The sequence below is a fragment of the Rhizobium etli 8C-3 genome (assembly GCF_001908375.1).
Lineage (GTDB): Bacteria > Pseudomonadota > Alphaproteobacteria > Rhizobiales > Rhizobiaceae > Rhizobium > Rhizobium etli_B.
Genome location: NZ_CP017241.1, coordinates 3451840 through 3474842, shown reverse-complemented (window position 1 = coordinate 3474842; position 23003 = coordinate 3451840). Strand labels below are relative to the sequence as shown.

The 23003-nt window shown below is 59.7% G+C and carries 18 protein-coding genes and 1 tRNA gene; 10 read left to right on the top strand and 9 right to left on the bottom strand.

Translation table 11 applies throughout. The annotated features are described in order from the left end of the window. Window positions 1-103: 103 nt before the first annotated feature. Complete coding sequence (locus tag AM571_RS17320) at window positions 104-1975, top strand: hypothetical protein (protein WP_155774470.1); 1872 nt, start codon at window positions 104-106, stop codon at window positions 1973-1975. 263 nt (window positions 1976-2238) lie between these two features. Here the strand turns inward: AM571_RS17320 and AM571_RS17315 are convergent. Together AM571_RS17315 and cpdR1 are read right to left on the bottom strand one after the other, a co-directional pair. Next, window positions 2239-2313 (bottom strand) — tRNA-Val (locus AM571_RS17315). 84 nt (window positions 2314-2397) lie between these two features. After that, on the bottom strand, window positions 2398-2760 hold the full coding sequence (gene cpdR1 / locus AM571_RS17310) for a response regulator CpdR1 (protein ID WP_003542883.1): 363 nt from the start codon (window positions 2758-2760) through the stop codon (window positions 2398-2400). A 191-nt stretch (window positions 2761-2951) separates the two neighbouring features. On the opposite strand from cpdR1, the gene AM571_RS17305 reads away from it, so the two are divergent. After that, the gene (locus AM571_RS17305) at window positions 2952-3833 is read left to right on the top strand and encodes an N-formylglutamate amidohydrolase (protein WP_074062463.1); all 882 of its coding nucleotides are present in this window, start codon (window positions 2952-2954) and stop codon (window positions 3831-3833) included. Window positions 3834-4082: 249 nt separating this feature from the next. After that, entirely contained in the window at window positions 4083-4856 is a 774-nt protein-coding gene (gene hisN / locus AM571_RS17300; RefSeq protein ID WP_074062462.1) for a histidinol-phosphatase, read from the top strand. 12 nt (window positions 4857-4868) lie between these two features. Here hisN and AM571_RS17295 read toward each other — a convergent pair whose 3' ends face one another. After that, complete coding sequence (locus AM571_RS17295; protein WP_074062461.1) at window positions 4869-5843, bottom strand: alpha/beta fold hydrolase; 975 nt, start codon at window positions 5841-5843, stop codon at window positions 4869-4871. A gap of 404 nt (window positions 5844-6247) precedes the next feature. On the opposite strand from AM571_RS17295, the gene AM571_RS17290 reads away from it, so the two are divergent. Next, window positions 6248-6715, top strand: coding sequence for an Hsp20 family protein (locus AM571_RS17290; RefSeq protein ID WP_074062460.1), 468 nt, complete (start codon window positions 6248-6250; stop codon window positions 6713-6715). A gap of 68 nt (window positions 6716-6783) precedes the next feature. Here the strand turns inward: AM571_RS17290 and AM571_RS17285 are convergent, their stop codons facing one another. Beyond that, the gene (locus AM571_RS17285) at window positions 6784-7788 is read right to left on the bottom strand and encodes a bile acid:sodium symporter family protein (protein ID WP_074062459.1); all 1005 of its coding nucleotides are present in this window, start codon (window positions 7786-7788) and stop codon (window positions 6784-6786) included. Window positions 7789-7883: 95 nt separating this feature from the next. On the opposite strand from AM571_RS17285, the gene AM571_RS17280 reads away from it, so the two are divergent. Beyond that, window positions 7884-8741: a LysR substrate-binding domain-containing protein gene (locus AM571_RS17280; protein WP_074063322.1), complete on the top strand. Its 858-nt coding sequence runs from the start codon at window positions 7884-7886 to the stop codon at window positions 8739-8741. 39 nt (window positions 8742-8780) lie between these two features. On the opposite strand, the gene AM571_RS17275 is transcribed toward AM571_RS17280, so the two are convergent. After that, on the bottom strand, window positions 8781-9266 hold the full coding sequence (locus tag AM571_RS17275; protein WP_074062458.1) for a BA14K family protein: 486 nt from the start codon (window positions 9264-9266) through the stop codon (window positions 8781-8783). A gap of 205 nt (window positions 9267-9471) precedes the next feature. Between AM571_RS17275 and AM571_RS38015 the strand changes: the two genes are divergently transcribed. Next, complete coding sequence (locus AM571_RS38015) at window positions 9472-9600, top strand: hypothetical protein (protein ID WP_257788689.1); 129 nt, start codon at window positions 9472-9474, stop codon at window positions 9598-9600. A 13-nt stretch (window positions 9601-9613) separates the two neighbouring features. Here AM571_RS38015 and AM571_RS17270 read toward each other — a convergent pair whose 3' ends face one another. After that, window positions 9614-10666 (bottom strand): threonine aldolase family protein, encoded by a 1053-nt coding sequence (locus tag AM571_RS17270; RefSeq protein WP_074062457.1) that lies wholly within the window; start codon window positions 10664-10666, stop codon window positions 9614-9616. A gap of 523 nt (window positions 10667-11189) precedes the next feature. Between AM571_RS17270 and gltB the strand changes: the two genes are divergently transcribed. The 3 genes from gltB to AM571_RS17260 all read left to right on the top strand — a co-directional run bounded on the left by gltB (window position 11190) and on the right by AM571_RS17260 (window position 17623). Beyond that, window positions 11190-15911 (top strand): glutamate synthase large subunit, encoded by a 4722-nt coding sequence (gltB, locus tag AM571_RS17265; protein WP_074062456.1) that lies wholly within the window; start codon window positions 11190-11192, stop codon window positions 15909-15911. A 64-nt stretch (window positions 15912-15975) separates the two neighbouring features. Next, window positions 15976-16149: a hypothetical protein gene (locus AM571_RS36365; protein ID WP_155774469.1), complete on the top strand. Its 174-nt coding sequence runs from the start codon at window positions 15976-15978 to the stop codon at window positions 16147-16149. 19 nt (window positions 16150-16168) lie between these two features. Then, window positions 16169-17623 carry a glutamate synthase subunit beta gene (locus AM571_RS17260; RefSeq protein WP_074062455.1) on the top strand — a complete coding sequence of 485 codons (1455 nt, stop codon included), beginning with the start codon at window positions 16169-16171 and terminating at the stop codon, window positions 17621-17623. 135 nt (window positions 17624-17758) lie between these two features. On the opposite strand, the gene AM571_RS17255 is transcribed toward AM571_RS17260, so the two are convergent. Together AM571_RS17255 and AM571_RS17250 are read right to left on the bottom strand one after the other, a co-directional pair. After that, window positions 17759-18970: an SGNH family hydrolase gene (locus AM571_RS17255; RefSeq protein ID WP_074063321.1), complete on the bottom strand. Its 1212-nt coding sequence runs from the start codon at window positions 18968-18970 to the stop codon at window positions 17759-17761. 88 nt (window positions 18971-19058) lie between these two features. Beyond that, window positions 19059-20282 carry a lytic murein transglycosylase gene (locus AM571_RS17250; protein WP_074062454.1) on the bottom strand — a complete coding sequence of 408 codons (1224 nt, stop codon included), beginning with the start codon at window positions 20280-20282 and terminating at the stop codon, window positions 19059-19061. A gap of 204 nt (window positions 20283-20486) precedes the next feature. Here AM571_RS17250 and galU point away from each other — a divergent pair, with 204 nt between their 5' ends. Continuing rightward, window positions 20487-21374 (top strand): UTP--glucose-1-phosphate uridylyltransferase GalU, encoded by an 888-nt coding sequence (galU, locus tag AM571_RS17245; RefSeq protein WP_074062453.1) that lies wholly within the window; start codon window positions 20487-20489, stop codon window positions 21372-21374. Window positions 21375-21376: 2 nt separating this feature from the next. Here the strand turns inward: galU and AM571_RS17240 are convergent, their stop codons facing one another. Then, window positions 21377-22951 carry an outer membrane beta-barrel protein gene (locus tag AM571_RS17240; protein ID WP_074062452.1) on the bottom strand — a complete coding sequence of 525 codons (1575 nt, stop codon included), beginning with the start codon at window positions 22949-22951 and terminating at the stop codon, window positions 21377-21379. Window positions 22952-23003 lie beyond the last annotated feature (52 nt).

The window sequence follows — 23003 nt, the reverse complement described above, 5'->3', positions numbered from 1 at the left end:
GACTACCGCGCTACAGAGCGGTGGCGGACAAACTTGTGAACAGGGCGGCAGGTGTGACGCCCTGACAGGTTGCATCGCGCCCGTGCCCCCTCCGGGCTCTGCCGTGAAGGTTCTTCCTCAAGACAAAGTTTATGAGCGCTATGTGCAGCAGCTTCGGATATTTGAAGCCTGCAGGGAAATAGTTCTTTCGAAGAAGAGCCAGAGCAAGAACGATGTTCTGCGTGTCAATCTCGCCTCCTCTTCACTTGAGGCTGAGGCGTTCGCTGAAGCGGTTCTTCGCCTTGACGGCGATATCCTCTGGGCACCGGCTTCAGCAACCAACAGCACCGTCACCAAATTCGGCGACGAGGCACGCGCTGTGTTTGGACCAATTCCGGATGCGGATTGCGCGAATGACGCTCAGACAATGCCGATCGAGGTCGACGGCAACATTGTCGAGTTGAAGCCCAACTTCACCAGGCCCAATCACCCATTGGAATTCGAGCATCGCGACGCTTCGGGCAACGTCATCGCGTGGACCAGCGGGATCGAGAAATGCGACAAGCCTTCGCTGGCCGGAAACGTCGCCTATTGCGCTCCGGGCTCGCGCCTGAAGCGTGTGGTCAAAGGCAACGTGGAATGGCTAACATTGTGTCGCAAGTCGACGTCGAATCTGATGGTGAGCTCAAATCCCTATTGGCAGGCTTCCAATCCCCGCTTCGCCCTTCTAGGCACGGTCGGATTTAACCGCGTTACCGGCGAGATTATATTTTTTGACGGGCGCAAAGACCGAAGCGAGTTTGATTGGTCCCGATCATTCGTTCCGCCGGGAGGGCATTCTTACTCCGATAGTTCGGGAAGAGCGTCCGCCGAGGCGCTATACGATCCGACCTTTCAAATTCAATGCCATATCTGTCACGACAACAAGAGCCCCTATGTGATCAATCCACATGCCGCGCAGGCGCGTGTGGGTTATTTCGACGGCGAGCAGGATTTGCGAGCAATAGCGTTCAGTCTGGGCGGCTACCTGCCCGAAAGGCCGCGTACCGAACAGATGCCATTTCGCGTCATCGGCTCCAGCTACACCGCGGTCCACGGCGCCGACCTCGCCCGCGCCAAAACGGTCCGAGATCCGACGGGAAGCTGTACGGCCTGCCATACTTTGACGACACAGATCACAGGCCAGCGGTTTGCCGCCGATGCAGTGGGTCGGGAACCATGGATCGCCAAGCCGAAATGGGACAAAGTCATGGAGCTGCAAGAAGAAAAAAAGAAGATCGCACGGATCGACAACCGGCGCACGGACTGGGCGCTCCGGTCCGGCGCCGGCAAGATCCATCCCTGGATGGTGCCGGGTGGGGGAAACGACTTGTCCGCGTTGCAGCCGCCGATTAGCGCTGCAGACTGGCAAAAACTAAGCAATTGTCTTTGGGATGCCGGCGAGGCCGAATGCGGTTATCGACCGCTTTACACGGCCTGCCTTGCGCCGGGATCAGGCCCGCAAGAGGACGGCTCCGCACCGACGGATCTGTCGATCGAGGTAATTCCGCCGTCGTCAGGCAAAACCGAAAGGGACCATAGGGTACGATTGCGCTGGAAATATCTCAACGGCTACGGCGGCGTTCCAGAGAGGGATGATGTCCGGTTCAACGTCGCAGTCAGGACGGCCGCAATCCCTCTGACGCGGGAGCCTCCATCTCCGAGCGACTACCCCTATCTGAATGAAACAGACAGCAAGAAGATCACTGTCCTCAATGAGAATGTCGAGGCCTCTGATGATACAATGCTGATCAAAAATGTCTCCTACGCTGGACACTCCAGGTTCACCGACCCAACCCCGTCGATAGTGCCACGTGACTTCAAGCTGGACATCCCGGCAAAGTGCAACAGGCGATATCTCGTTCGCCTCGCCCCGAAAAGGTTCTGTTTCGATCAGAATGTTATGGCGTATAGCGCAACAAGTTATCTGCTCTACGCCGACACCGTATGCGACTAAATCAGATGGTTTTTTCGCGCCCGGAGCTGCTGAGGCAGTCGAGATGGCCCAATCATCCGAGGCTCGGTGCCCGAGTTTACCGAGAGCGGGCAGTGGTGCTGGTAAAACGGGTTTCAAACGGAAGTCCGCTACAGTCCTGATGAAAGTGCATTTCTAGGTTATCGGATGCCAAACGTGGCAACCTTTCATCACCGAACTTGGCACCATTTGGCACCAGAAACCAAGAAGGGCTCGGCGGTTTCCCGCTAAGCCCTTGAAAAGGATGGTGGGCGTGACAAGGATCGAACTTGTGACCCCTACGATGTCAACGTAGTGCTCTCCCGCTGAGCTACACGCCCATCCGATGGCGGCGCATAGATCACAAAACCTTGGGAGCCGTCAATAGGCTTTTTTGAAGTTTTGTGACCCGCCACCCGCAAGCCTTATGCGGCAAGCATTTTGTTCACTTCGTCGACCAGATCGCGAAGATGGAAGGGCTTGGAAAGCACCTTTGCATCCTTCGGCGCCTTCGAATCGGGGTTCAGTGCAACGGCTGCAAAACCGGTGATGAACATGACCTTGAGGTCCGGGTCGAGCTCGGTGGCACGGCGTGCGAGTTCGATGCCATCCATTTCAGGCATGACGATATCGGTCAGGAGCAGGGAGAAGGGCTCTTCCCGCAGCCTGTCATAGGCGCTTGCGCCGTTATCGTAGGACAGAACCTTGTAACCGGCCTTTTCGAGCGCCTTTACGAGGAAGCGGCGCATGTCGTTGTCGTCTTCGGCGAGCAGTATCTTCTGAGTCATTATCCAGACCGATTGGTGAATAGGTTTTTTAGTGGGAGGTGCCAGCTATTTACACTAGACTTTGGCCGGTAAACAACCGGTGAATTGCCTACCTTGGGCCGTCATCCCCGCTACATAGTATGGACTTGCGCTGAGGCAACTGGCAACATGGGCGAAGCAGCCGTCCTGTGACATGGTTAAGAGGGAAAAAGGTGCCGGAAATTCGCGAATACGAGCTTTTTGAGATCCGTGAGCCCGTGTCGCAGACCATTCCCTTCGTTTACAATTCTCCCCACAGCGGCCGTATTTATCCACCGGAATTTATCGCCCAGTCGCGGCTCGAAGGCATTTCCATCCGCCGGTCGGAGGATCACTATGTCGACGAGCTCTTTTACGCCGCCAGCCTGCTTGGCGCTCCTCTGCTTCTCGCCAACTTCCCGCGCGCCTATCTGGATGTAAACCGCGAACCCTATGAGCTCGATCCGCGCATGTTCGACGGCCTGTTGCCGCCTTATGCAAACATCAATTCGCTGCGCGTGGCAGGCGGGCTCGGCACGATCCCGCGCATCGTGGCCGAGAATATGGAAATCTATGCCCGGCGGCTGCCGGTGCAGGAAGGGCTCGATCGGGTCGAGAGCATCTACAAACCCTACCACGCCGCGCTGCGCCGCTTGATCGCCCGCACCCACGTGCAGTTCGGTTTCGGCGTGCTGATCGATTGCCATTCGATGCCAGGCAATGTCCGCGTTGCAGGCAGCAATTCGCGGCCCGACTTCATCATCGGCGACCGGTACGGGACCAGCGCATCGGCCGAACTTTCGCGTACGGCGATCAGTATTCTCGAGGAGATGGGTTTCACCGCCATCCGCAACAAGCCTTATGCCGGCGGCTTCATCACCGAGCATTACGGCCGGCCAGCCCGCGGGCTGCACGCCCTGCAGATCGAGGTCAACCGGGCAATCTACGTGGACGAAGTGACGCTGGAAAAGCACACGGACTTTCCGCTGATCGTCAACGCCGTCACCGGCTTCATGCGGCAGATGGCCAGTTACGTGGAGCAGTTCGCAACCGATACGGCACTTGCTGCCGAATGAGCTTGCGGACAGTCGCTCAAAAAAGAACCGCGCTGTTCAGCGCGGCTAAGTCTAGGGAGGAAACACCCAAGGAGGGTATTTACAGTCAGAAGACTGTATGAAGACGCTACTGCTGCGTTGCACAATTGTCAATCATTATTTTGCGATGCAAAATCTTTAGGCATAAATCGAGAGGATGCCTTGTATATTTGCATTCGAGCCCAATTCAGCTAAGAAAATGCGGCCACAAGCCTAGAAAACGGATCATCCATGCTCCCTGACCGCTCGTTCTTCAATTGCCTGGCGGAAGCCGCCAAGGCCGAGACACTGCCGCGATTCCGATCTGGCCTCGATGTGACGAACAAGCTTTCGAGTGGCTTCGATCCCGTGACCGAGGGCGATCGGGCAGCGGAAGCGGCAATTCGCAAGCTGATCGAAGAGCATTTTCCCAGTCATGGCATTCTGGGCGAGGAACACGGCGATATTGGCCTGGACCGTGATTATGTCTGGATCATCGATCCTATCGACGGCACGCGGGCCTTCATTTCCGGCGTGCCGGTATGGGGAACGCTGATCGGGCTACAGAAGAACGGGCGGGCGATCATGGGCATGATCGAGCAGCCTTTTACCGGCGAACGCTATTTCGCGGATGAGAACGGCTCGATCTATTCCGGACCGGAGGGTGAACGGCGCTTGAAGACACGTGATTGCGAAACGCTTTCGAACGCGATCCTCTTCACCACCTCGCCGCATCTCTTCACCGGCTTGGAAATGGAGAAATATCGCGAGATCGAACGCCAGGTCCGGCTCTTCCGCTATGGCACGGATTGCTATGCCTACGCACTTCTGGCGGCCGGCCACGTCGATCTCGTGATCGAAAACGGCCTCAAGCCCTACGATGTCGGCGGGATCATTCCGGTGATCGAAAATGCAGGCGGCATCATCACGACCTGGGACGGCGGGAGGCCGGAAAACGGTGGCTCGATCATCGCCGCCGGCAGCCGCGCGGTTTACGACCAGGCGCTTGCGATCCTGCAGCGCTAGTCGCCATCCGCCTCAGACGCCGAATCCTTCGACCTCTTCAGCGGCCTCGGCATCGCTGCCGGGAATGAATGCGTGGAACGCGGCCAGTGCTGCGGCGCGGTAGGCGTCGCGCTCCTGAAAAATCTCGTGCCGTGCGCCATTGATGGGCACGAGCTGGGCTGCGCGGAAATATCGCGAAAGCCGTTCCTGCGCGATATAGGGCACGACGCCGTCGCGGGTCGGGGCAATGACGATCGTCGGGATGGTAATCGAAAAGAGGTGGCTCGGCATCAGAACCTTGTCGATCGCCTTGAACGATTCATGGACCCAGCGCGCGGTCGGGGGGCCGAGCATCAGTTCCGGATGCTCCCTCATCATGGCGAGGTTGCGCTCGTAACGCACCGCGTCCGATGTCAGCGGATTGTCCTGGAACGGAAGCTCCCGTAGCTTGCGGCTCAATGGCAGCGAGCCAAGTCCGAGCGAGCAGGCCGTGGCGGCCAGGCGGCGGATGGTCGTGGCAGACGCTGCCTGGCCGATCAGGCCGATGAAGGGCGCCGAAAGCACCATGCGTTCAATGCGTGTTGCAAGATAGGGAGCGGCCGAAAGCGCAATCAGGCCACCGGTCGAGTGACCGAGCAGGTAGAAGGGCAGGCGGGTGTCGGGCAGCACGACCTTTTCCAGAAAGCTGTCGAGGTCTCGCTCGTAATCGGAAAAGCGCCTCACATGGCCATGCTGGCGCTTCTTGATGAGCCGTGGCGAACCGCCCTGGCCACGAAGATCGAAGATCGCAACCCAGAAGCCCTTCGCCGTCAGGTCGCCGATCGTCTCGAAATATTTCTCGATGCATTCGTTGCGTCCCTGCAGGATGACGACCGTGCCTTTTGCAACCGAGGCATCGGAGCGGAACACCGCATAGCGCAGCTTCAAGCCGTCATGTGTCTCGAAATAGCCTTCGGTACGGCTGTCCGGGACCGGATTGTCAGGTGTCGAAATAAGGACGCTGTCCATGAGCCGCTGCTTTCGATGCCGCTTTCGGTCTAGGGGATAATGCACGGGGACGGAAAATCAACAGTTAAGCGCGGAGCGAATAAAAAGAGACCGGCGGGGCGATTTGAGATCTGCCCGGCGCCGGCCGTAAATCGGACTGAAGAAGAAGGGACGATGCACTTCAGCCATCGGGCCAGTTTGATTACCCGACAATGACTAGTTTTACAGACGTGCTGCTGAACGCACGCAAAACCTCGCGTTCATGCCCCGTTCACCAGGCTTCCAAAAGGTCTTGAACTGAGGAAAGCCGATCACCATCTGAATTCTGCGGGTGCCAAACGGGTCCGCTGAACCGTCCCGAAGCTGCCGAATAAGGGGTTTCAGGGGCAATTATCGCAACACGTCGCTTCCTTCAGGAGGACATCATGCGTCACGTAGACTTTTCTCCACTTTATCGTTCGACCGTCGGTTTCGACCGTCTCTTCACCATGCTCGACAGCCTGGCTCAGCCGGATCAGGGCAATACCTATCCACCCTACAACATCGAGCGCACCGGTGAGAACACCTACCGCGTCACCATGGCCGTTGCCGGTTTCGATGAAAGCGAAATCTCCATCGAGGCTCAGGCCCACGCGCTGACCGTCAAGGGCCTGAAGAGCGAAGAGAACGCGCAGGGCAGCGAGTTCCTCTATCGCGGCATCGCCAAGCGCGCCTTCGAGCGCCGCTTCCAGCTTGCCGATCACGTCGAGGTGACCGCCGCTTCGCTGAAGAACGGCCTGCTTCATATCGACCTTCTTCGCAGCATCCCCGAAGCCATGAAGCCGCGCAAGATCGCGATTTCCGCAGAGCCTGTAAGCGCGCCGAAGGCTATCGAGGCTCAGGTCTCCAACTAAACGATCCCTCCCAGGATTGGAAAAGACAGGCGGCGTTCGTTGGGCGCCGCTTTTTTGTCGGCTGCAGATCAGGCTGGGCTTGCAGCCTCTTCGGCTTCCTCTTTTGTTATCCGATGCGCAGCCGCTGCGGCATATTTTTGCGCGATCACCGCGCAGACCATCAGCTGGATCTGGTGGAAGAGCATCAGCGGCAGAACGATGGCGCCGACCGACTGGCCGGCGAAGATGACGCTTGCCATCGGCACGCCACTTGCCAGGCTCTTTTTCGAGCCGCAGAAAGTGATGGTAATCTCGTCGGCCTTGTTGAAGCCGACAAGGCGGCTGCCATGCATCGTGAGCAGCAGGACGATCGCGAGCAGCAACATGTCGAGCACGACGACGACCGCGATGTCTCTTACCGAAAAAGTCTGCCACAGTCCCTCGACGACTGCGGCGCTGAAGGCGAGATAGACAACCATCAGGATCGATCCGCGATCGACCGGCATCAGGATTTTCTTCTTCGCGCGGATCCAGCCGCCGATAAAGGGCTGCAGGAACTGCCCGGCCACGAAGGGAGCAAGCAATTGCAGCAGGATCTTCTCCAGCGCATCCCAGGAAAAGCCGCCATGGCCGCCGACGGAAAAGAGCAGGCCGACGAGCAGCGGCGTCAGGAACATGCCGAAGATGTTGGAAGCGGAGGCCGAGCAGATGGCGGCGGGCACATTGCCGCCGGCAATCGAGGTGAAGGCGATGGAGGATTGCACCGTGGACGGCAGGACGCACAAGAAAAGGATGCCGAGATAAAGGGGCTGGGGCAGGATCCAATCCGGTATGAGGCCGAGCGCCATGCCGAGCAGCGGGAATACGGCGAACGTCGTCGCAAGAATGACGAGGTGCAGCCGCCAGTGCAGGATGCCCGCAACGACGACATCGCTGGATAGCCGGGCGCCATGCAGGAAGAAGAGCAACGCGATGGCAAGACCGGTGGCGAGGCCGAAATAATCTGCGAACACGCCGCTTGCCGGAAGCAGCGAGGCAAGAATGACGGTAGAGACGAGCAGGATCGTGAAGGTATCGGGAAGGAAGCGGCGCATGGTGCATTCTCGGAATTCTCAGAAAGACAGTTGTCTTGTCCTCTATTATGAATCAGGATGCAAGGAATAACAGTTATTGCGAACCGGGATACATCATGCTTGATCTTACGCAGTTGCGCAGCTTCGTTGCCGTCGAGCAGATGGGCAGTTTCACGCTCGCCGCAGAGCGTTTGGGGCTCGGTCAGTCTACCGTCAGCCAGCACGTCCAGCGGCTGGAAACGTCACTTGGGCGAAAGCTACTGGCGCGCGACACCCACAAGGTCGTGCTCACCGCAGATGGCGAGGCGCTGCTTTCGCATGCGCGCATGATGCTTTCCATCGAAGGGCAGGTTCGGTCGCTTTTCAAGGAAAACAGTCTGCGCGGCCGCCTCCGCCTCGGCGTCTCGGAAGATTTCGTGACCAGCCAGCTTCCGGCCGTGCTGGAGGATTTCGTGCGGTCGCATCCGTCGGTCGACCTCGAGTTGACGGTCGCGTTATCGGGTGCGCTTTACGAGATGCAGGACAATGGCGAGATCGATCTGGTGCTTGCCAAGCGCCGGCTCGGCGATGCCCGTGGCCGACTCGTCTATCGCGAGCCGCTGGTCTGGCTGGCGCGCGATCCGGAACATGTGCTTGCCCAGGAGCCATTGCCGTTGATCGCCTTCCCGCCGCCAAGCGTGACGCGCAGCATTGCACTGGAGGCCCTCAGCCGGATGCAGGTGCCCTGGCGGATCGTCTGTACCTGCGGCAGCCTGAGCGGGCTTACGGCCGCAGCGCGGGCCGGAATGGGAGTCCTGGTGCAGCCCCGCAGCATGGCCCCCTCGGGTTTGAAAGAAATCGGCACGGCAGGGCTGCCGCTGCTGGAGGATGTGGAATTCGTGCTGGTGCCGCGCAAGGGCGCCGATCAGGCACTGGTGTCGGCGCTTTCGGAGGACATTGTTGGAAAGGTGCGGGGTTTGCGATCGGCCGCATAATAGAAACCCGCCAGACGGCGGGTTTCGGTTGCTTGCCGATCAATAGGGCGAAACGCACTGCCGGCGCGGCCCGTAATAGGGTTGGAACGTATTGTCCCAGGCCCTATAGGAGCGATATCGGCTGTAGCACCAGCTCGTATGACCGTTGCCGCCATAAGCATAGGAGGACGGGGCGCCATAGTAGGGCTGAGCCAGGGCGCCGCCGACGATCGCACCGAGCGCCAATCCGCCGATAATTGCGGCCGCGTCGTTGTCATTGTCATAATCGTGGTACCGGCGACCATAATATCTGTTGTAGCGATAACCACGATTGCCGCCATAGTATCCGCCGCGATTGTTGCGCCAGCTCTTGATATACCGGCGTCTGGCAAAATTGCTCCATCCGCTCCAGTCGCGATCCCCAATCTGCTCTATGTTCGATGCGACTTTCGGCTTTTCCAGATTGATCGCAGGAAACGCCTCGGCAGGTGGTACGCTGGTCAAGGCAGTCACGAGCGACACAAGAACGACTGCTATTTTTTTCATGGCACTTCACCTTTCGCTTATAAACGGTTGAGTGCCCACCAAGTTCCATAAGATAAGGGTCCCATGCGTTCGCCGGACGGAAGGTTAACCGGCTGCTTACCGTCTTAAGCCCCTTTCAACCTTGTCGCTTAGCTATTTGTTGATATTACGGCTCCTACGTTAGGAACCAATATGGTCGTCGTTCGGGGCAAGAAAGGACGGACCGATGATGTATGGCGTACTCTTCGTTTCCGGGCTGGTGGCCTGTGTAATGATGATCCTGGTGATTGGACACGAGGCGGAAAAGACGGATGAGGGTGCCCCGCAATCCGCCGTCTATGGCCATCAGAACTAGGTGCTACCGAGCTTTATGCCGCCAGACACTTCAGGAAGCCGTCGACATCGGCTTTTGTCGTGGCGAAGCTGGTGACGAGGCGGATCAGCGTCTCGTTGTCGTCGACGAGGTCAGGCGTTGCGGCCGGAATCGACCACTCGTAGAACGCTGCCCCCCTTTTTTCAGCAGTCCTTGCCGCGCTCTTGGTGATGACGGCGAAGACTTCGTTGGAGGCAGTGGGCCAGGCGAGTCTGGCGCAATTGCTAGCGCCGATGCCGGCACGAAGGCCGTCGGCCATGTCGTTTGCGTGGCGGGCAAGGTCGAGCCAGAGACCATTGTCGAAATAGGCATCGAACTGGGCGGCGATGAAGCGCGACTTGGAAAAGAGCTGTGCCGCCCGCTTGCGGATAAATGGCATCTCTTTGGCCTCGTCCGGATTGAAGAAGACAATCGCCTCGGCGCACCAGCAGCCGTTCTTGGTGCCGCCGAAGGAAAGCATGTCCACCCCGCGTTTCCATGTCATTTCGGCAGGCGTTGCGCCGAGCGCAACGAGCGCGTTGGCAAAACGTGCTCCATCCATGTGAAGGGCAAGGCTCCTCTTTCTTGCGATGGCTGAAATCTCGCCGATTTCCGGCAACGAGTAGACCGTGCCGATTTCGGTTGCCTGGGTGATGGTGATGGCGCTGGCGCGGCCATGGTGCACAGCATCCTCGGGGAAGCTTGCAATCTTCGCCGAAAGCTTTGCTGGATCGATCTTGCCGGAGTCCCCGGCAACGGCGACAAGGCGAGCGGAGTCGGAGAAAAATTCCGGTGCGCCACATTCGTCCTCGATGACGTGGGCTTCCGAATGACAGAAGGTGACGCCGCCGGGGCGCTGGACGCTGGCGAGCGAAAGCGAATTCGCAGCCGTTCCGGTCGCGACAAAGAAGACGGCGACGTTACGCTCGAAGACCTCGCAAAAGCGTGCCTCGACTTTCCTGTCGAGGTCGCTGGTGCCGTATGCGGACGCGAACCCCGCGGAAGCCTCGAGCAGGCGTTGGGCAATCGATTGATGGGCGCCAGCCCAGTTGTCGGAAGCAAAATACATGGAGGACCGTTGGGGAATGCGGGGGGTTGGCAGGTTCGGCAGGGACATTACGCCAAAGCTTCACGCCGTCAAACATCTGCGTCGCAATGCATCACAAATATTGAACTGCGCAATCAATAAACAAAATAGCGTGGTGCGGTGTAATTTAATTTCGCCATTTTCTCCAATCTGGCAATCTTCCGTCGCAAAACGAGGTTTTTTAAACGCGCGCTCTTGCGGAGCGCATAGGTTTCTGGCATAGAACTGATGAATTAGGACAGTGTTGCTGTCCTATTTTGGCCTAAACGGCCGAAGAGGCGCCGAAAGCCCTGACCTTTGCAGGGTTTCACGCTATAGTCCACCCGAGCGCAGCCAAGGCCGCGCGGCGGCGACTGGCAGGCGCGGAGCGCAACGGCTCGCTTTTGGCGGGCCAACGCGACCGGATCTTCGACAATGCAACAGCGCTGTCACGCGCCGAACCCCTTTTCAAGGGACGGCGCGCGACAAGGAGACGCCCACTCGCGGGCTTTGACAGGAGGGAAAGATGACGAAGACGCCATCCACGGGTTTTGACCAGTTTGCAGCAGCACACGTGCGCGCAACGGCCAATACGCGTAAATCCGCCTCCGGTTTGCCGCGAAAACAAGGTCTGTACGATCCGCGCAACGAACATGACGCCTGCGGCGTCGGCTTCGTCGCGCATATGAAGGGCCAGAAGTCGCACCAGATCGTCAAGGACGGCCTTTTCATTCTTGAAAACCTGACGCATCGCGGTGCCGTCGGTGCTGACCCGCTGATGGGCGATGGCGCCGGTATTCTCGTGCAGATTCCCGATCGTTTCTTCCGCGAGGAAATGGCGAAGCAGGGCGTCATCCTGCCCAAGGCCGGTGAATACGGCATGGGCCATATCTTCATGCCGCGCGACGAACAGCAGATCGAGCACTTCAAGAAGGTGATCCAGGACGTGATCACCGAGGAAGGCCAGGTCTTCCTCGGCTTCCGCGACGTACCGGTCGACAACTCGTCGCTTTCCAAGGCGCCGGATATCGCCGCCACGGAACCGCATCATGTTCAGGTCTTCATCGGTGCCGGCGAGGATGCCGCGACGAACGACGAGTTCGAGCGCCGCCTCTTCACGCTCCGCAAGGTGATCTCCAACCGCATCTATGACGAATTCGAAGGCGAGGAGAGCAACTTCTATCCGGTGTCGCTCTCGTCATCTACCGTCGTCTACAAGGGGATGTTCCTCGCCTATCAGGTCGGCGCTTACTACAAGGACTTGTCGGACCCGCGGTTCGAAAGCGCAGTTGCCCTCGTACACCAGCGGTTCTCGACCAACACCTTCCCGTCCTGGAAACTGGCCCATCCCTATCGCATGGTTGCCCACAACGGCGAAATCAACACGCTGCGCGGCAACGTCAACTGGATGGCGGCGCGTCAGGCGTCGGTGTCTTCGCCGCTCTTCGGCGAAGACATTTCCAAGCTATGGCCGATCTCCTACGAAGGTCAGTCGGACACAGCCTGCTTCGATAACGCGCTCGAATTCCTCGTGCGCGGCGGCTATTCGTTGTCGCATGCGGTGATGATGCTTATCCCGGAAGCCTGGGCCGGCAACCAGTCGATGGCCGCTGAGCGCAAGGCATTCTACGAATACCACGCTGCCTTGATGGAACCATGGGACGGACCGGCTGCCGTGGCCTTCACCGACGGCAAGCAGATCGGCGCGACGCTCGACCGAAACGGCCTGCGTCCGGCGCGCTATCTCGTCACCAATGACGATCGTGTCATCATGGCGTCGGAAGCCGGTGTGCTGCCGGTTCCGGAAGAAAACATCGTCCAGAAGTGGCGCCTGCAGCCCGGCAAGATGCTGCTGATCGATATGGAAGAAGGGCGCATCATCTCGGATGACGAAGTGAAGTCGCAGCTTGCGACCCAGCATCCCTATCGCAGCTGGCTCGACCGTACTCAGCTCATCCTGGAAGACCTGAAGCCGGTCGAACCGCGTGCGCTGCGCCGCGACGTCTCGCTGCTCAACCGCCAGCAGGCCTTCGGCTACACCACCGAAGACACAAGACTCCTGATGTCGCCGATGGCGACGACGGGTCAAGAAGCGATCGGTTCGATGGGCACGGATACGCCGATTTCTGCGATGTCCGACAAGTCGAAGCTGCTCTACACCTACTTCAAGCAGAACTTCGCCCAAGTGACAAACCCGCCGATCGATCCGATCCGCGAAGAGCTCGTCATGAGCCTGGTTTCCTTCATCGGGCCGCGGCCGAACATTCTCGACCATACCGGCATGGCAAACGCCAAGCGCCTCGAGGTGCGCCAGCCGATCCTGACCAACGGCGATCTCGAAAAGATCCGATCGATCGGTCACACGGAAGACCGTTTCGATACCAAGACGCTCGACTTCACCTATGATGTCGAGCGTGGTGCCGAAGGCATGCCGGATATGCTCGATCGTCTCTGCGAGCGTGCCGAAGCGGCAGTCAAGGGTGGCTACAACATCATCGTGCTCTCCGACCGCCAGATCGGGCCAGATCGCATCGCGATCCCGGCGCTGCTGGCCACTGCTGCCGTCCACCATCACCTGATCCGCAAGGGGCTTCGGACGTCCGTCGGTCTTGTCGTCGAAACCGGCGAGCCGCGCGAGGTGCATCACTTCTGCCTGCTCGCTGGCTATGGCGCTGAAGCGATCAATCCGTACCTTGCCTTCGACACACTGCTCGACATGCATGCCAAGGGCGAGTTTCCCAAGGAAGTGGACGCCAGTGAAATCGTCTACCGCTACATCAAGGCGGTCGGCAAGGGCATCCTCAAGGTGATGTCGAAGATGGGGATTTCGACCTATCAATCCTATTGCGGTGCGCAGATCTTCGACGCAATCGGACTGCAGTCGGAATTCGTCGACAAATATTTCTTCGGCACGGCAACGATGATCGAAGGCGTCGGCCTGGAAGAGATCGCCAGGGAAACCGTCGCTCGCCATACCGCCGCCTTCGGCCGCGATCCGTTGCTTGCAAGCACGCTCGACATCGGCGGCGAATATGCTTTTCGAATGCGTGGCGAAAGCCATGCCTGGACGCCGGACGCCGTTGCAGCCCTCCAGCATGCCGTTCGCGGCAATGCCGAGGATCGCTACCGCGAATTCTCCGAAATGGTCAACACAACGGCGCTGCGCATGAACACCATCCGCGGCCTGTTCAGGGTCAAGAGTGCCGAGCAGCTCGGCCGCAAGCCGGTATCGATCGACGAAGTCGAACCGGCAGCCGATATCGTCAGGCGCTTCTCGACGGGTGCGATGTCCTTCGGCTCGATCAGCCGCGAGGCGCACACGACGCTCGCCATCGCCATGAACAAGATCGGCGGCAAGTCGAACACCGGCGAAGGCGGCGAAGAGTCCGACCGCTACATGCCGCTGCGCGACGGCTCGATGAACCCGGAACGCTCGGCGATCAAGCAGATCGCTTCGGGACGGTTCGGGGTGACGACCGAATATCTTGTCAATGCCGACGTGCTGCAGATCAAGGTCGCGCAGGGTGCAAAGCCCGGCGAAGGTGGCCAGCTGCCGGGTCACAAGGTCGACGCGACAGTCGCCAAGACCCGCCATTCGACGCCCGGCGTCGGGCTGATTTCGCCCCCGCCGCATCATGACATCTATTCGATCGAAGATCTGGCGCAGCTGATCTACGACCTGAAGAACGTCAATCCGGCGTCCGACGTCTCGGTCAAGCTCGTCTCGGAAGTCGGCGTCGGCACAGTCGCCGCCGGTGTTGCCAAGGCGCGCGCCGACCACATCACCGTTGCCGGCTTTGACGGCGGCACGGGTGCCTCACCGCTGACTTCGCTGAAGCATGCCGGCAGCCCTTGGGAAATCGGCCTCGCCGAAACCCAGCAGACGCTGGTGCTGAACGGGCTGCGCTCGCGTGTCGCCCTGCAGGTGGACGGCGGCCTGAAGACCGGCCGCGATGTCATCATCGGCGCGCTGCTGGGCGCCGACGAATTCGGCTTCGCAACCGCGCCGCTGATTGCCGCGGGCTGCATCATGATGCGCAAGTGCCACCTCAACACCTGTCCGGTAGGGGTTGCGACGCAGGACCCGGTCCTGCGCAAGCGCTTCAAGGGCACGCCAGAGCACGTCATCAACTACTTCTTCTTCGTCGCCAACGAAGTGCGCGAAATCCTGGCCTCGCTCGGCTTCACCAGGCTCGACGACGTCATCGGCGCTTCGGAACTGCTCGAGAAGGACGAAATGCTGGCGCATTGGAAGGCCAAGGGGCTCGATTTCAGCCGCATCTTCCATAAGGTTGATGCGGCAAAGGAAGAGACTTACTGGACTTCGCGCCAGAAGCACCCGATCGACGACATCCTCGACCGCAGGCTGATCGAGAAGGCCGAGCCTGCGCTTTCGGCAAAGACCCCGGTCGCCTTCGAAGCCGATATCAGGAATGTCGACCGTTCGGCGGGCGCCATGCTCTCTGGCGAGGTTGCCAAGCGCTACAACCACCGTGGCCTCAAGGACGATACGATCAACGTCACTCTCAAGGGGACAGCCGGCCAGTCGTTCGGTGCCTTCCTCGCACGCGGCGTCACCTTCACCCTCATCGGCGACGGCAACGACTATGTCGGCAAGGGTCTTTCGGGCGGCAAGATCATCATCCGGCCCCCCGACAACTCGAAGATCGTCGCTGAAGATTCCATCATCGTCGGCAATACAGTGCTTTACGGTGCGACTGAAGGCGAGTGCTACTTCCGCGGTGTCGCTGGCGAACGCTTCGCAGTGCGCAACTCAGGCGCCATTGCCGTTGTCGAGGGCGTGGGAGACCACGGCTGCGAGTACATGACCGGCGGCGTGGTGGTCGTTCTCGGCGCAACGGGGCGCAACTTTGCGGCCGGCATGTCCGGCGGCGTCGCCTACGTTCTTGACGAGGCCGGCGATTTCGCCAAGCGCTGCAACATGGCGATGGTCGAACTCGAACCGGTTCCGGAAGAGGACGACATGCTGGAGAAGCTGCACCATCACGGTGGCGACCTCATGCACAAGGGACGCGTCGACGTCTCCGGCGACATGACGCGTCACGACGAGGAGCGCCTTTATCAGCTGATCTCCAACCATCTGCACTACACGGGTTCCACCCGCGCCAAGCAGATCCTGGACAACTGGGTCGACTACCGTCCCAAGTTCCGAAAGGTCATGCCGGTCGAATACCGTCGTGCGCTCGAGGAAATGGAGCGGAGCCGGATGGGGATCGCCGCCGAGTGAGTGCTCCAAGACGCTGAATCTGCCACTGCTTCGACGAGCGGCATGGAGGATGCTGGAAAGAACGATGATGAAAAATCGATTTTCGCCGCTTCATTCCTTCATCTCTGTGTGCCTTGCCGTGGCAGTTTCCGCCGGAACCTCTTTTGCCGGCGGCGGCCTTGAAACGGAATTCGTAGCCCTGGGCGCAGTCGTGGGACTGGCCTGCTGGTATTGGGGACCTTTAGGTCTTGGGCTTTAAGATGATGAGGGACGAAAATATGGGTAAGGTCACAGGGTTTCTGGAAATCGACCGGCAGGTAGCGAAGTATCAGCCGGCGTCGGATCGAATCCGGCATTTCCGCGAATTCACGATCCCGATGTCGGACCAGGAAGTGCAGAAACAGGCCGCGCGCTGCATGGACTGTGGCATCCCCTATTGCCATGGGCCGACCGGCTGCCCGATCCATAACCAGATTCCGGACTGGAACGACCTCGTCTACAACAACAATTGGGAAGCGGCGATCCAGAACCTGCATTCGACCAACAACTTCCCGGAGTTCACCGGTCGTGTCTGCCCGGCGCCCTGCGAGGAGGCCTGCACGCTGAACCTCGAAGATGCGCCCGTTGCGATCAAGACGGTCGAGCAGGCGATTGCCGACAAGGCTTACGAGCTCGGTTTCATCCGCCCGCAGCCGGCAACGGTCCATACCGGCAAGAAGGTCGCGGTCATCGGCTCCGGACCCGCCGGTATGGCGGCTGCCCAGCAGCTCGGCCGTGCCGGCCATGAGGTCCATGTCTACGAACGCGAAAGCCGCCCCGGCGGCCTGCTGCGCTACGGCATTCCCGACTTCAAGATGGAGAAGAACTTCATCGATCGCCGCGTCGAGCAGATGAAGGGCGAGGGCGTCACCTTCCATTGCGGCGTCAATGTCGGCGTCGACTTGAAGGTCGAGCAATTGCTGTCCGATTACGATGCCGTGCTTTACTGCGGCGGTTCCGAAACGCCGCGCGAGGCCGGCATTCCCGGTATCGAACTTGCCGGCGTCCATGACGCGATGCCCTATCTCGTGCAGCAGAACAAGCGTGTCGGCCGCGAAAACATCGACAGCGTCGGCTGGGCGTCGGATCCGATCCTGGCCGGCGCCAAGCATGTGGTCGTCGTCGGCGGCGGCGATACCGCTTCGGACTGCGTCGGCACGGCGTTCCGTCAGGGCGCTGTGAAGGTCACGCAACTCGACATTCGTCCGCAACCGCCAGAGAAGGAAGACAAGCTCGCCGTTTGGCCGTTCTGGGCAACCAAGATGCGAACCTCCTCGTCGCAGGCGGAAGGCGCCGTGCGCGAGTTCCAGGTCGCGACGCTGGAGTTCATCGGCGAAGACGGCGTGCTGACAGGCGTCACCTGCTGCGAGGTCGACGAGCGCCGCAAGCCGGTTGCCGGTACGGAATTCGTCATCAAGGCGGATCTTGCCTTTATCGCCATCGGTTTCCGCGGACCGTTCACCGACAGCGTCCTCAGGGAGCTGGACGGCAGGCTGACGCTCAACACCGATCGCCGCGGCTCGACCAATGTCGTTGCCAACGATCGCGACTACAAGACATCGGTCGACAAGCTTTGGACGGCAGGCGACGTTCGCCGCGGCCAATCCCTGGTCGTCTGGGCGATCCGCGAAGGCCGCCAGGCAGCGCGTGCGATCGATGAAGCGCTGATGGGCTCGACGGTTCTGCCGCGCTGATCGCCGTTGCCTAAAGCCGGACAGAACGCGCTGCTCGCAAAAGGTTGCGGGCGGCCGATCCGTTGAAGAGGCATGCACAGTGCTTGTGAGCTTTCGAAAGGCTTTGCCGGAAAATGCTCGGCCAAAGACCGGAGCTTACTTGGCCGAGACCTGCTTGGGCGTTTTCGAAGCCGGAAGGCTGTAGTCGTCCACGCGTCCTGCCGGCGCCGGCTCCATCTTGCCGTCCTCTACGAGCATGTCGCGCGGCGAATCCGCCAAAGTGACCGGAGCGAGCCCGCCGCCGAGAAGCTCAGATCCTCCATCGAGATCGGGGTCGGATAGACTGATCGGCTGTGTATGGGCAACCGGGTCCGACGGCAGACCGAGATGGGGCTGGTTGCTGGTGTCAAGGCGCACAAGGTCGGGACTTGCCTGCGTGCCGAGAAGGCGACGGGCCGGCTTTTCGACATAAAAGGCGACCTTGCGACGTCCGGCCTGCGTCAGATTGATGCCGTCCGAGGTGCGCAGGCGCACCTGCTGGCCATTGATGTCGGAACCGGTAACGACGAACTGCCCATTCACGTCCACGAAGCCGTCCCAGATGTCGACGAATTCGCCGCCGATGCTTTCCACCTGCTTGCGATAGAGCTGGTTCATCTGGACGGCGTCAGCCGTCATCGAGGGCGATTCGAAAGCCGGAAGCCCGACCCAAAGCAATGGTATCTTGCGGCTCGTTATTTCCTTGCCGAAGTTCAGCACACGCTTCTGATATTCGCCATACCAGGCGTCGGTGCGGAACTTCTCCTTGGCGTCGCCGATTACCATCTGCTGCCGGTCGTTGGCGCCGATCATGACGACGACCATCGCCGGCTTCAGTTCGTCCATCATCTTCGGCAGTTGTTCGGGCCAGTCGTAATAATCGTCGCGCACCAGGCCCGAAGAGACGTTGCCTCGGGCCTCTACGATCACGCCAGGCGAGGCCTTGAATGCTTCCGTCATGCCATCGCCCAGGCCGCTTGCGAGAAAATCGCCGACGATCAGGATCTTTTGGGCATTCGCGAGTTTCTGGACCACCGGTTCCTGAAGGACGGGCGCCACGGGCCGCGCAGTGGCGACGGTTGGGGATTTGGGCGCGATCGGTGCCCGCTTGCGCTGACGCTGCGGCGGGCGTCGAACCTCGGGCGGCGGAGCATAGTCTTCGTTGATGTAGCGGCGGCCGGTGAAGAAATCGAAGATCGAGCGGCGGTAGTAATAGCGCTCCTGCGCGTCGGCAAAATCAAAGGGCGCGGTGATGGCGAAGGAAAGCGCCAATGCGGCGCAAAGCAGCGTCCTTGAGCCCAGTTTCAGCCTGTCACCCCATCTACGCATCGTCATGCCCCAAACCTTACGACATTTTCGCATGGACAAGACGCACACGTCCACTGTCCATGAAACCTATGTCGCGGATTTCTCCTTTCTAGCGCCGGAGCGCATTCAGGAGCGGGAGCGAGGGTTTGCCATCGGCCTGCATGCCGAGGCGTTCTTGAACCGCCGAAATCGCGGCCTTCGAACCTGAACCGAAATTGCCGTCGACCTCGCCGTTGTAATAGCCAAGCGTCTTCAGGCGATTTTGCAGCTCGAATTTTTCCTTCATGTCGAGTGTGCCCTCCGGTCGCGGCCAGCGCTGTTTCATGCCACCATAACCGGCAATCTCATCGGCAAGCAGGCCAACGGCGAGCGCATAGCTGTCGGAAGCGTTGTATTTCTTGATCGTGAAAAAGTTCCCGGTCATCAGGAAGCCGGGGCCGCCAGGGCCGGCCGGCATCTTCAGCACGGCTCTTGTCGAGCCGTCCCGAAAACCCTTGCCGCTGGGGCGGGTGACGCCCATCGCTGCCCATTGCGCGATCGTATGTGTCTTGCCGACCTGCTTTGCGAGGCTTGCCGGAACCGAAACTTCGTAGCCCCAGGTCCTGCCGGTGTCCCAGCCGTTCTTTGCAAGAAGGTTGGCGGAGGTCGCAAGCGCATCCGGCACCGAATTCCAGATGTCGCGATGACCATTGCGGTCGGCATCGACAGCATAAAGCAGATAGCTTGTCGGGATGAACTGCGTATGGCCCATGGCGCCTGCCCAGGACCCCGTCATGCCATCGGCAGAGATATCACCGTTCTGCAGGATCTTCAGCGCAGCGACGAGCTGCTTCTTGGCGAACTTGGCGCGGCGATCGTCTGCGTAGGCAAGGGTTGCAAGCGCGCGTGGCACATAGTGCAGCCGGTCGTCCTTCGTGAGGACCGCACCGTAATTCGATTCCATCGACCAGATCGCCAGGATGATGTTCTTGTCGACGCCAAAATGCCGTTCGATCGCCGTCAGAGTCGCCGCATGCTTTGTGGCCATTTTGCGGCCGATATCGGCTGTATAGGGGTTGACGCGGGAGTCCACATAGTCCCAAATCTTGGTCGTGAATTCCGGCTGAAAGTTCGCCTTTTCAAGGACCGTCGGGTCCGGTTCGGTCACGCCTGCGAAAGCTTTCCGATAGGTTGCCTTGCTGATGCCATTTTGCGCGGCAGTTTGATAGAAGTCCGCGATCCACTTCTGGAACCGCTGGTCGGCCGCCGCGCTATGGGGAGCCAGACCTGCGGAAGCGGTCACCGTGAAGGCGAGAGCAAGACCACGAAGGGAGTATTTGCGGTTCTGGGTCATCGGCAGTCGTATCCGTCATCTTCGTTGCACGTGCGGCGGAGTTGCAGTTTCCGGCCAAACCCGACACTACCGGAACGGAGTCAACAAATTCTTTACCATGACCGGCTTCTCCCGTCATCCTTTGCAAAACGGTAGCGATTCTAATCTAGTTCACCCTAAAATAGCTTGAGTGTAAAAGCGATCCAGCCCCCCTAGGAGGTCTAAGTGGGACAGCAGAAAAAAGTTCGTAAAGCGGTATTCCCGGTTGCAGGTTTGGGAACACGCTTCCTCCCGGCCACCAAAGCCGTTCCGAAGGAGATGCTGACTGTCGTCGATAAACCGATCATTCAGTATGTGATCGACGAGGCGCTCGAAGCCGGCATTGAACACTTCGTTTTCGTGACGGGCCGCAACAAGCATATCATCGAAGACTATTTCGACATTCATTTCGAACTCGAGCAGACGCTGCGCGAACGCAGCAAGCAGGCCGAAATGACGCTGCTCGCCAATCAGCTTCCGAAAGCAGGCACGGTCAGCTTTACCCGGCAGCAGGAGCCACTCGGCCTCGGCCATGCCGTTTGGTGCGCCCGCGAGATCGTCGGTGACGAACCTTTCGCGCTGCTTTTGCCGGACATGATCATGAAGAATGAAGGCAAGGGCTGCATGAAGGGCATGATCGATCTCTATTCCCAAAGTGGCGGCAACATCATCGCCGTCGAGGAATGTGCGCCCGATCAGGCCCATAAATACGGCATCGTGGGAGCCGGCGAACGGATCGGCGACGGTTTCCGCATCACCGGAATGGTCGAGAAGCCTGCCAAGGGGACGGCACCTTCCAACTTCTTCATCAACGGCCGCTACATCCTGCAGCCGGAGATATTCAAGATCCTGGAGACGCAGGAGCGCGGCGCCGGCAACGAAATCCAGCTGACCGACGGCATGCTGAAGCTGCTCAAGGAACAGGATTTTGCAGGCTACCACTTCCGCGGCACGACCTATGACTGCGGTGCGAAGGATGGCTTCATCCTTGCCAATGTTGCCTTCGCACTCGAACGTGCGGATATCCGCCCGACCGTCGAAGACGGTTTCAGGGCACTGCTGAAAGGCCTTTGAGCCTAGCGTTTCAGCTTGAGACCGACGCCGGCTCGCCATTGCTGCGAGTCGGCGCCCACATCGCGCGTCGTCAGCTCGTATCCCAGCGTGCTGGTGAAGTCGAGATAGCGGTTGATGTTCAAGGTGAGACCGCCGCTCGCCGTATAGACCGTTTCGTCGCTGCTGCCGCCGGACGGATAGTCCCGCAAAATCACCCCACCCAGCACCGTTGCCTGGAGGTTGTCGCGCAGCTGGTGCGTCAGCGCCGTTGTCAGTTCGTGCGAGACGTAGCCGCTCTGACCAGCTGTCGTCGAGGGCTGGATGCTGGTCGACAGATCAAAACGAACGTCGGTTCCACGCAAAGGCGACCAGAGGAGGTTTGCATCGACGATCGCGGTATCGATCGAATCGAGGCGGCTATCGTCAAAGCTTGCGGTTTCGTAGCCGAGACCGACTTCACCCTTCAACTTTTCTCCAAGATCGACCTCGACGCCGGCTTTGGCGCCGTAGCTGTTGCCGGAGCGCGCAAAACCCGCCGAATCACGGCTTTCGTCATAGACAGTCTTGCCGACGGAAGCCTCGAGGAAGGGAATGAGTGCCGGCGAAAGCTCATAGCCGACACGGGCCAAAAACGTGCCGGAGGTCCGGTCGCGGTCGCTGAGCGAGATCCTGGTGCCGTTCGAAAGCACCGCGTCAGAGTAGATGGTCCGGGTCAGGTCGAGTGCCGCGGTCGCGCGCAGGATGCCGAAATCGCGCTCGAGGGATGCGCCTGCCGAAAACTCCTGCACATCCGATTGCTGCTCGGCATCGGCGATTGCGTCAGGATCGTCGGTATCTTCCCGATAGAACCGGTATCCGCCCTTGATATGAGCGACCGTGTCGTCCGGCAGATCGAGGCGAAGGTCGCCGTCGATGTCGAAAGCAGGCTGTTCTTCGCCGGTACCGCTGACATTGCGCTGCCAAGTGCCCTGGCTGGTGACGATCAGTTGATGGAGCGCCCAGTCCGAGGTCAGCGTTGCGTAGGCGTCGGTTTGGGCGAAAGACCGCGTCTCCTTTGTCTCACCTTCCTTCGTCGTTTCGGTGTTGATCGACTGGTTAACGGAAGGACGCAGCACGAAAGTGCCGACGCGGATGCCCGGCGTCTCCTGACCTGTGAGGTTTTCCTCCAGCCTGCGTGGCGCCCTTCTGTCGTCGATTGCCGGTTCGCGGGTATTCAGGCGACGAATGTCCTCATCGAGAATGGACCCGGTCGTTTCGGAAGACGGTTCCTGCTCAGTCGCCCCGGCTGCCATCGTCGTTCCGGCTTGTTGGTTTGAGCCGGGCGGTGTGCCGCTTGTCTGATAGGCCGGGGGATTTGCCAAGTCGCTACCATCGACTGCGCCATTTTCGGGCAGCTGCTGTGCATTGGCCGAACCGCCGTAGGACTGCGAGCCGGATGCAGACGAATAGCCGGGTGTGCTGCTGCTGGTGCTGTTTTGCGCGGACTGAGCAAAACCCGGGTGAGGTGGAAGAAACAAAGCGCAAAGGGCGAGGGAAGACACGGCAAAGCGCGCCGCACGGAGCGGCGTCAAACTGCTCGTCTCTCTTTCCTTGACCATCCGGATTCCGCACGTGGCAGGCTTCAATTCGTTACCCGAACGTAAAGCCTCG

Excerpts from the sequence above, each read along its gene's own strand:
- AM571_RS17255 (WP_074063321.1), bottom strand. The coding sequence starts at position 18,970 with ATGCGTAGATGGGGTGACAGGCTGAAACTGGGCTCAAGGACGCTGCTT.
- AM571_RS17270 (WP_074062457.1), bottom strand. The coding sequence starts at position 10,666 with ATGTATTTTGCTTCCGACAACTGGGCTGGCGCCCATCAATCGATTGCC.
- hisN (WP_074062462.1), top strand. The coding sequence starts at position 4,083 with ATGCTCCCTGACCGCTCGTTCTTCAATTGCCTGGCGGAAGCCGCCAAG.
- AM571_RS17275 (WP_074062458.1), bottom strand. The coding sequence starts at position 9,266 with ATGAAAAAAATAGCAGTCGTTCTTGTGTCGCTCGTGACTGCCTTGACC.
- AM571_RS36365 (WP_155774469.1), top strand. The coding sequence starts at position 15,976 with ATGATGAAAAATCGATTTTCGCCGCTTCATTCCTTCATCTCTGTGTGC.
- cpdR1 (WP_003542883.1), bottom strand. The coding sequence starts at position 2,760 with ATGACTCAGAAGATACTGCTCGCCGAAGACGACAACGACATGCGCCGC.
- AM571_RS17295 (WP_074062461.1), bottom strand. The coding sequence starts at position 5,843 with ATGGACAGCGTCCTTATTTCGACACCTGACAATCCGGTCCCGGACAGC.
- AM571_RS17285 (WP_074062459.1), bottom strand. The coding sequence starts at position 7,788 with ATGCGCCGCTTCCTTCCCGATACCTTCACGATCCTGCTCGTCTCTACC.
- gltB (WP_074062456.1), top strand. The coding sequence starts at position 11,190 with ATGACGAAGACGCCATCCACGGGTTTTGACCAGTTTGCAGCAGCACAC.
- AM571_RS17290 (WP_074062460.1), top strand. The coding sequence starts at position 6,248 with ATGCGTCACGTAGACTTTTCTCCACTTTATCGTTCGACCGTCGGTTTC.
- AM571_RS17240 (WP_074062452.1), bottom strand. The coding sequence starts at position 22,951 with ATGGTCAAGGAAAGAGAGACGAGCAGTTTGACGCCGCTCCGTGCGGCG.
- AM571_RS38015 (WP_257788689.1), top strand. The coding sequence starts at position 9,472 with ATGATGTATGGCGTACTCTTCGTTTCCGGGCTGGTGGCCTGTGTAATG.
- AM571_RS17280 (WP_074063322.1), top strand. The coding sequence starts at position 7,884 with ATGCTTGATCTTACGCAGTTGCGCAGCTTCGTTGCCGTCGAGCAGATG.
- AM571_RS17250 (WP_074062454.1), bottom strand. The coding sequence starts at position 20,282 with ATGACCCAGAACCGCAAATACTCCCTTCGTGGTCTTGCTCTCGCCTTC.
- AM571_RS17260 (WP_074062455.1), top strand. The coding sequence starts at position 16,169 with ATGGGTAAGGTCACAGGGTTTCTGGAAATCGACCGGCAGGTAGCGAAG.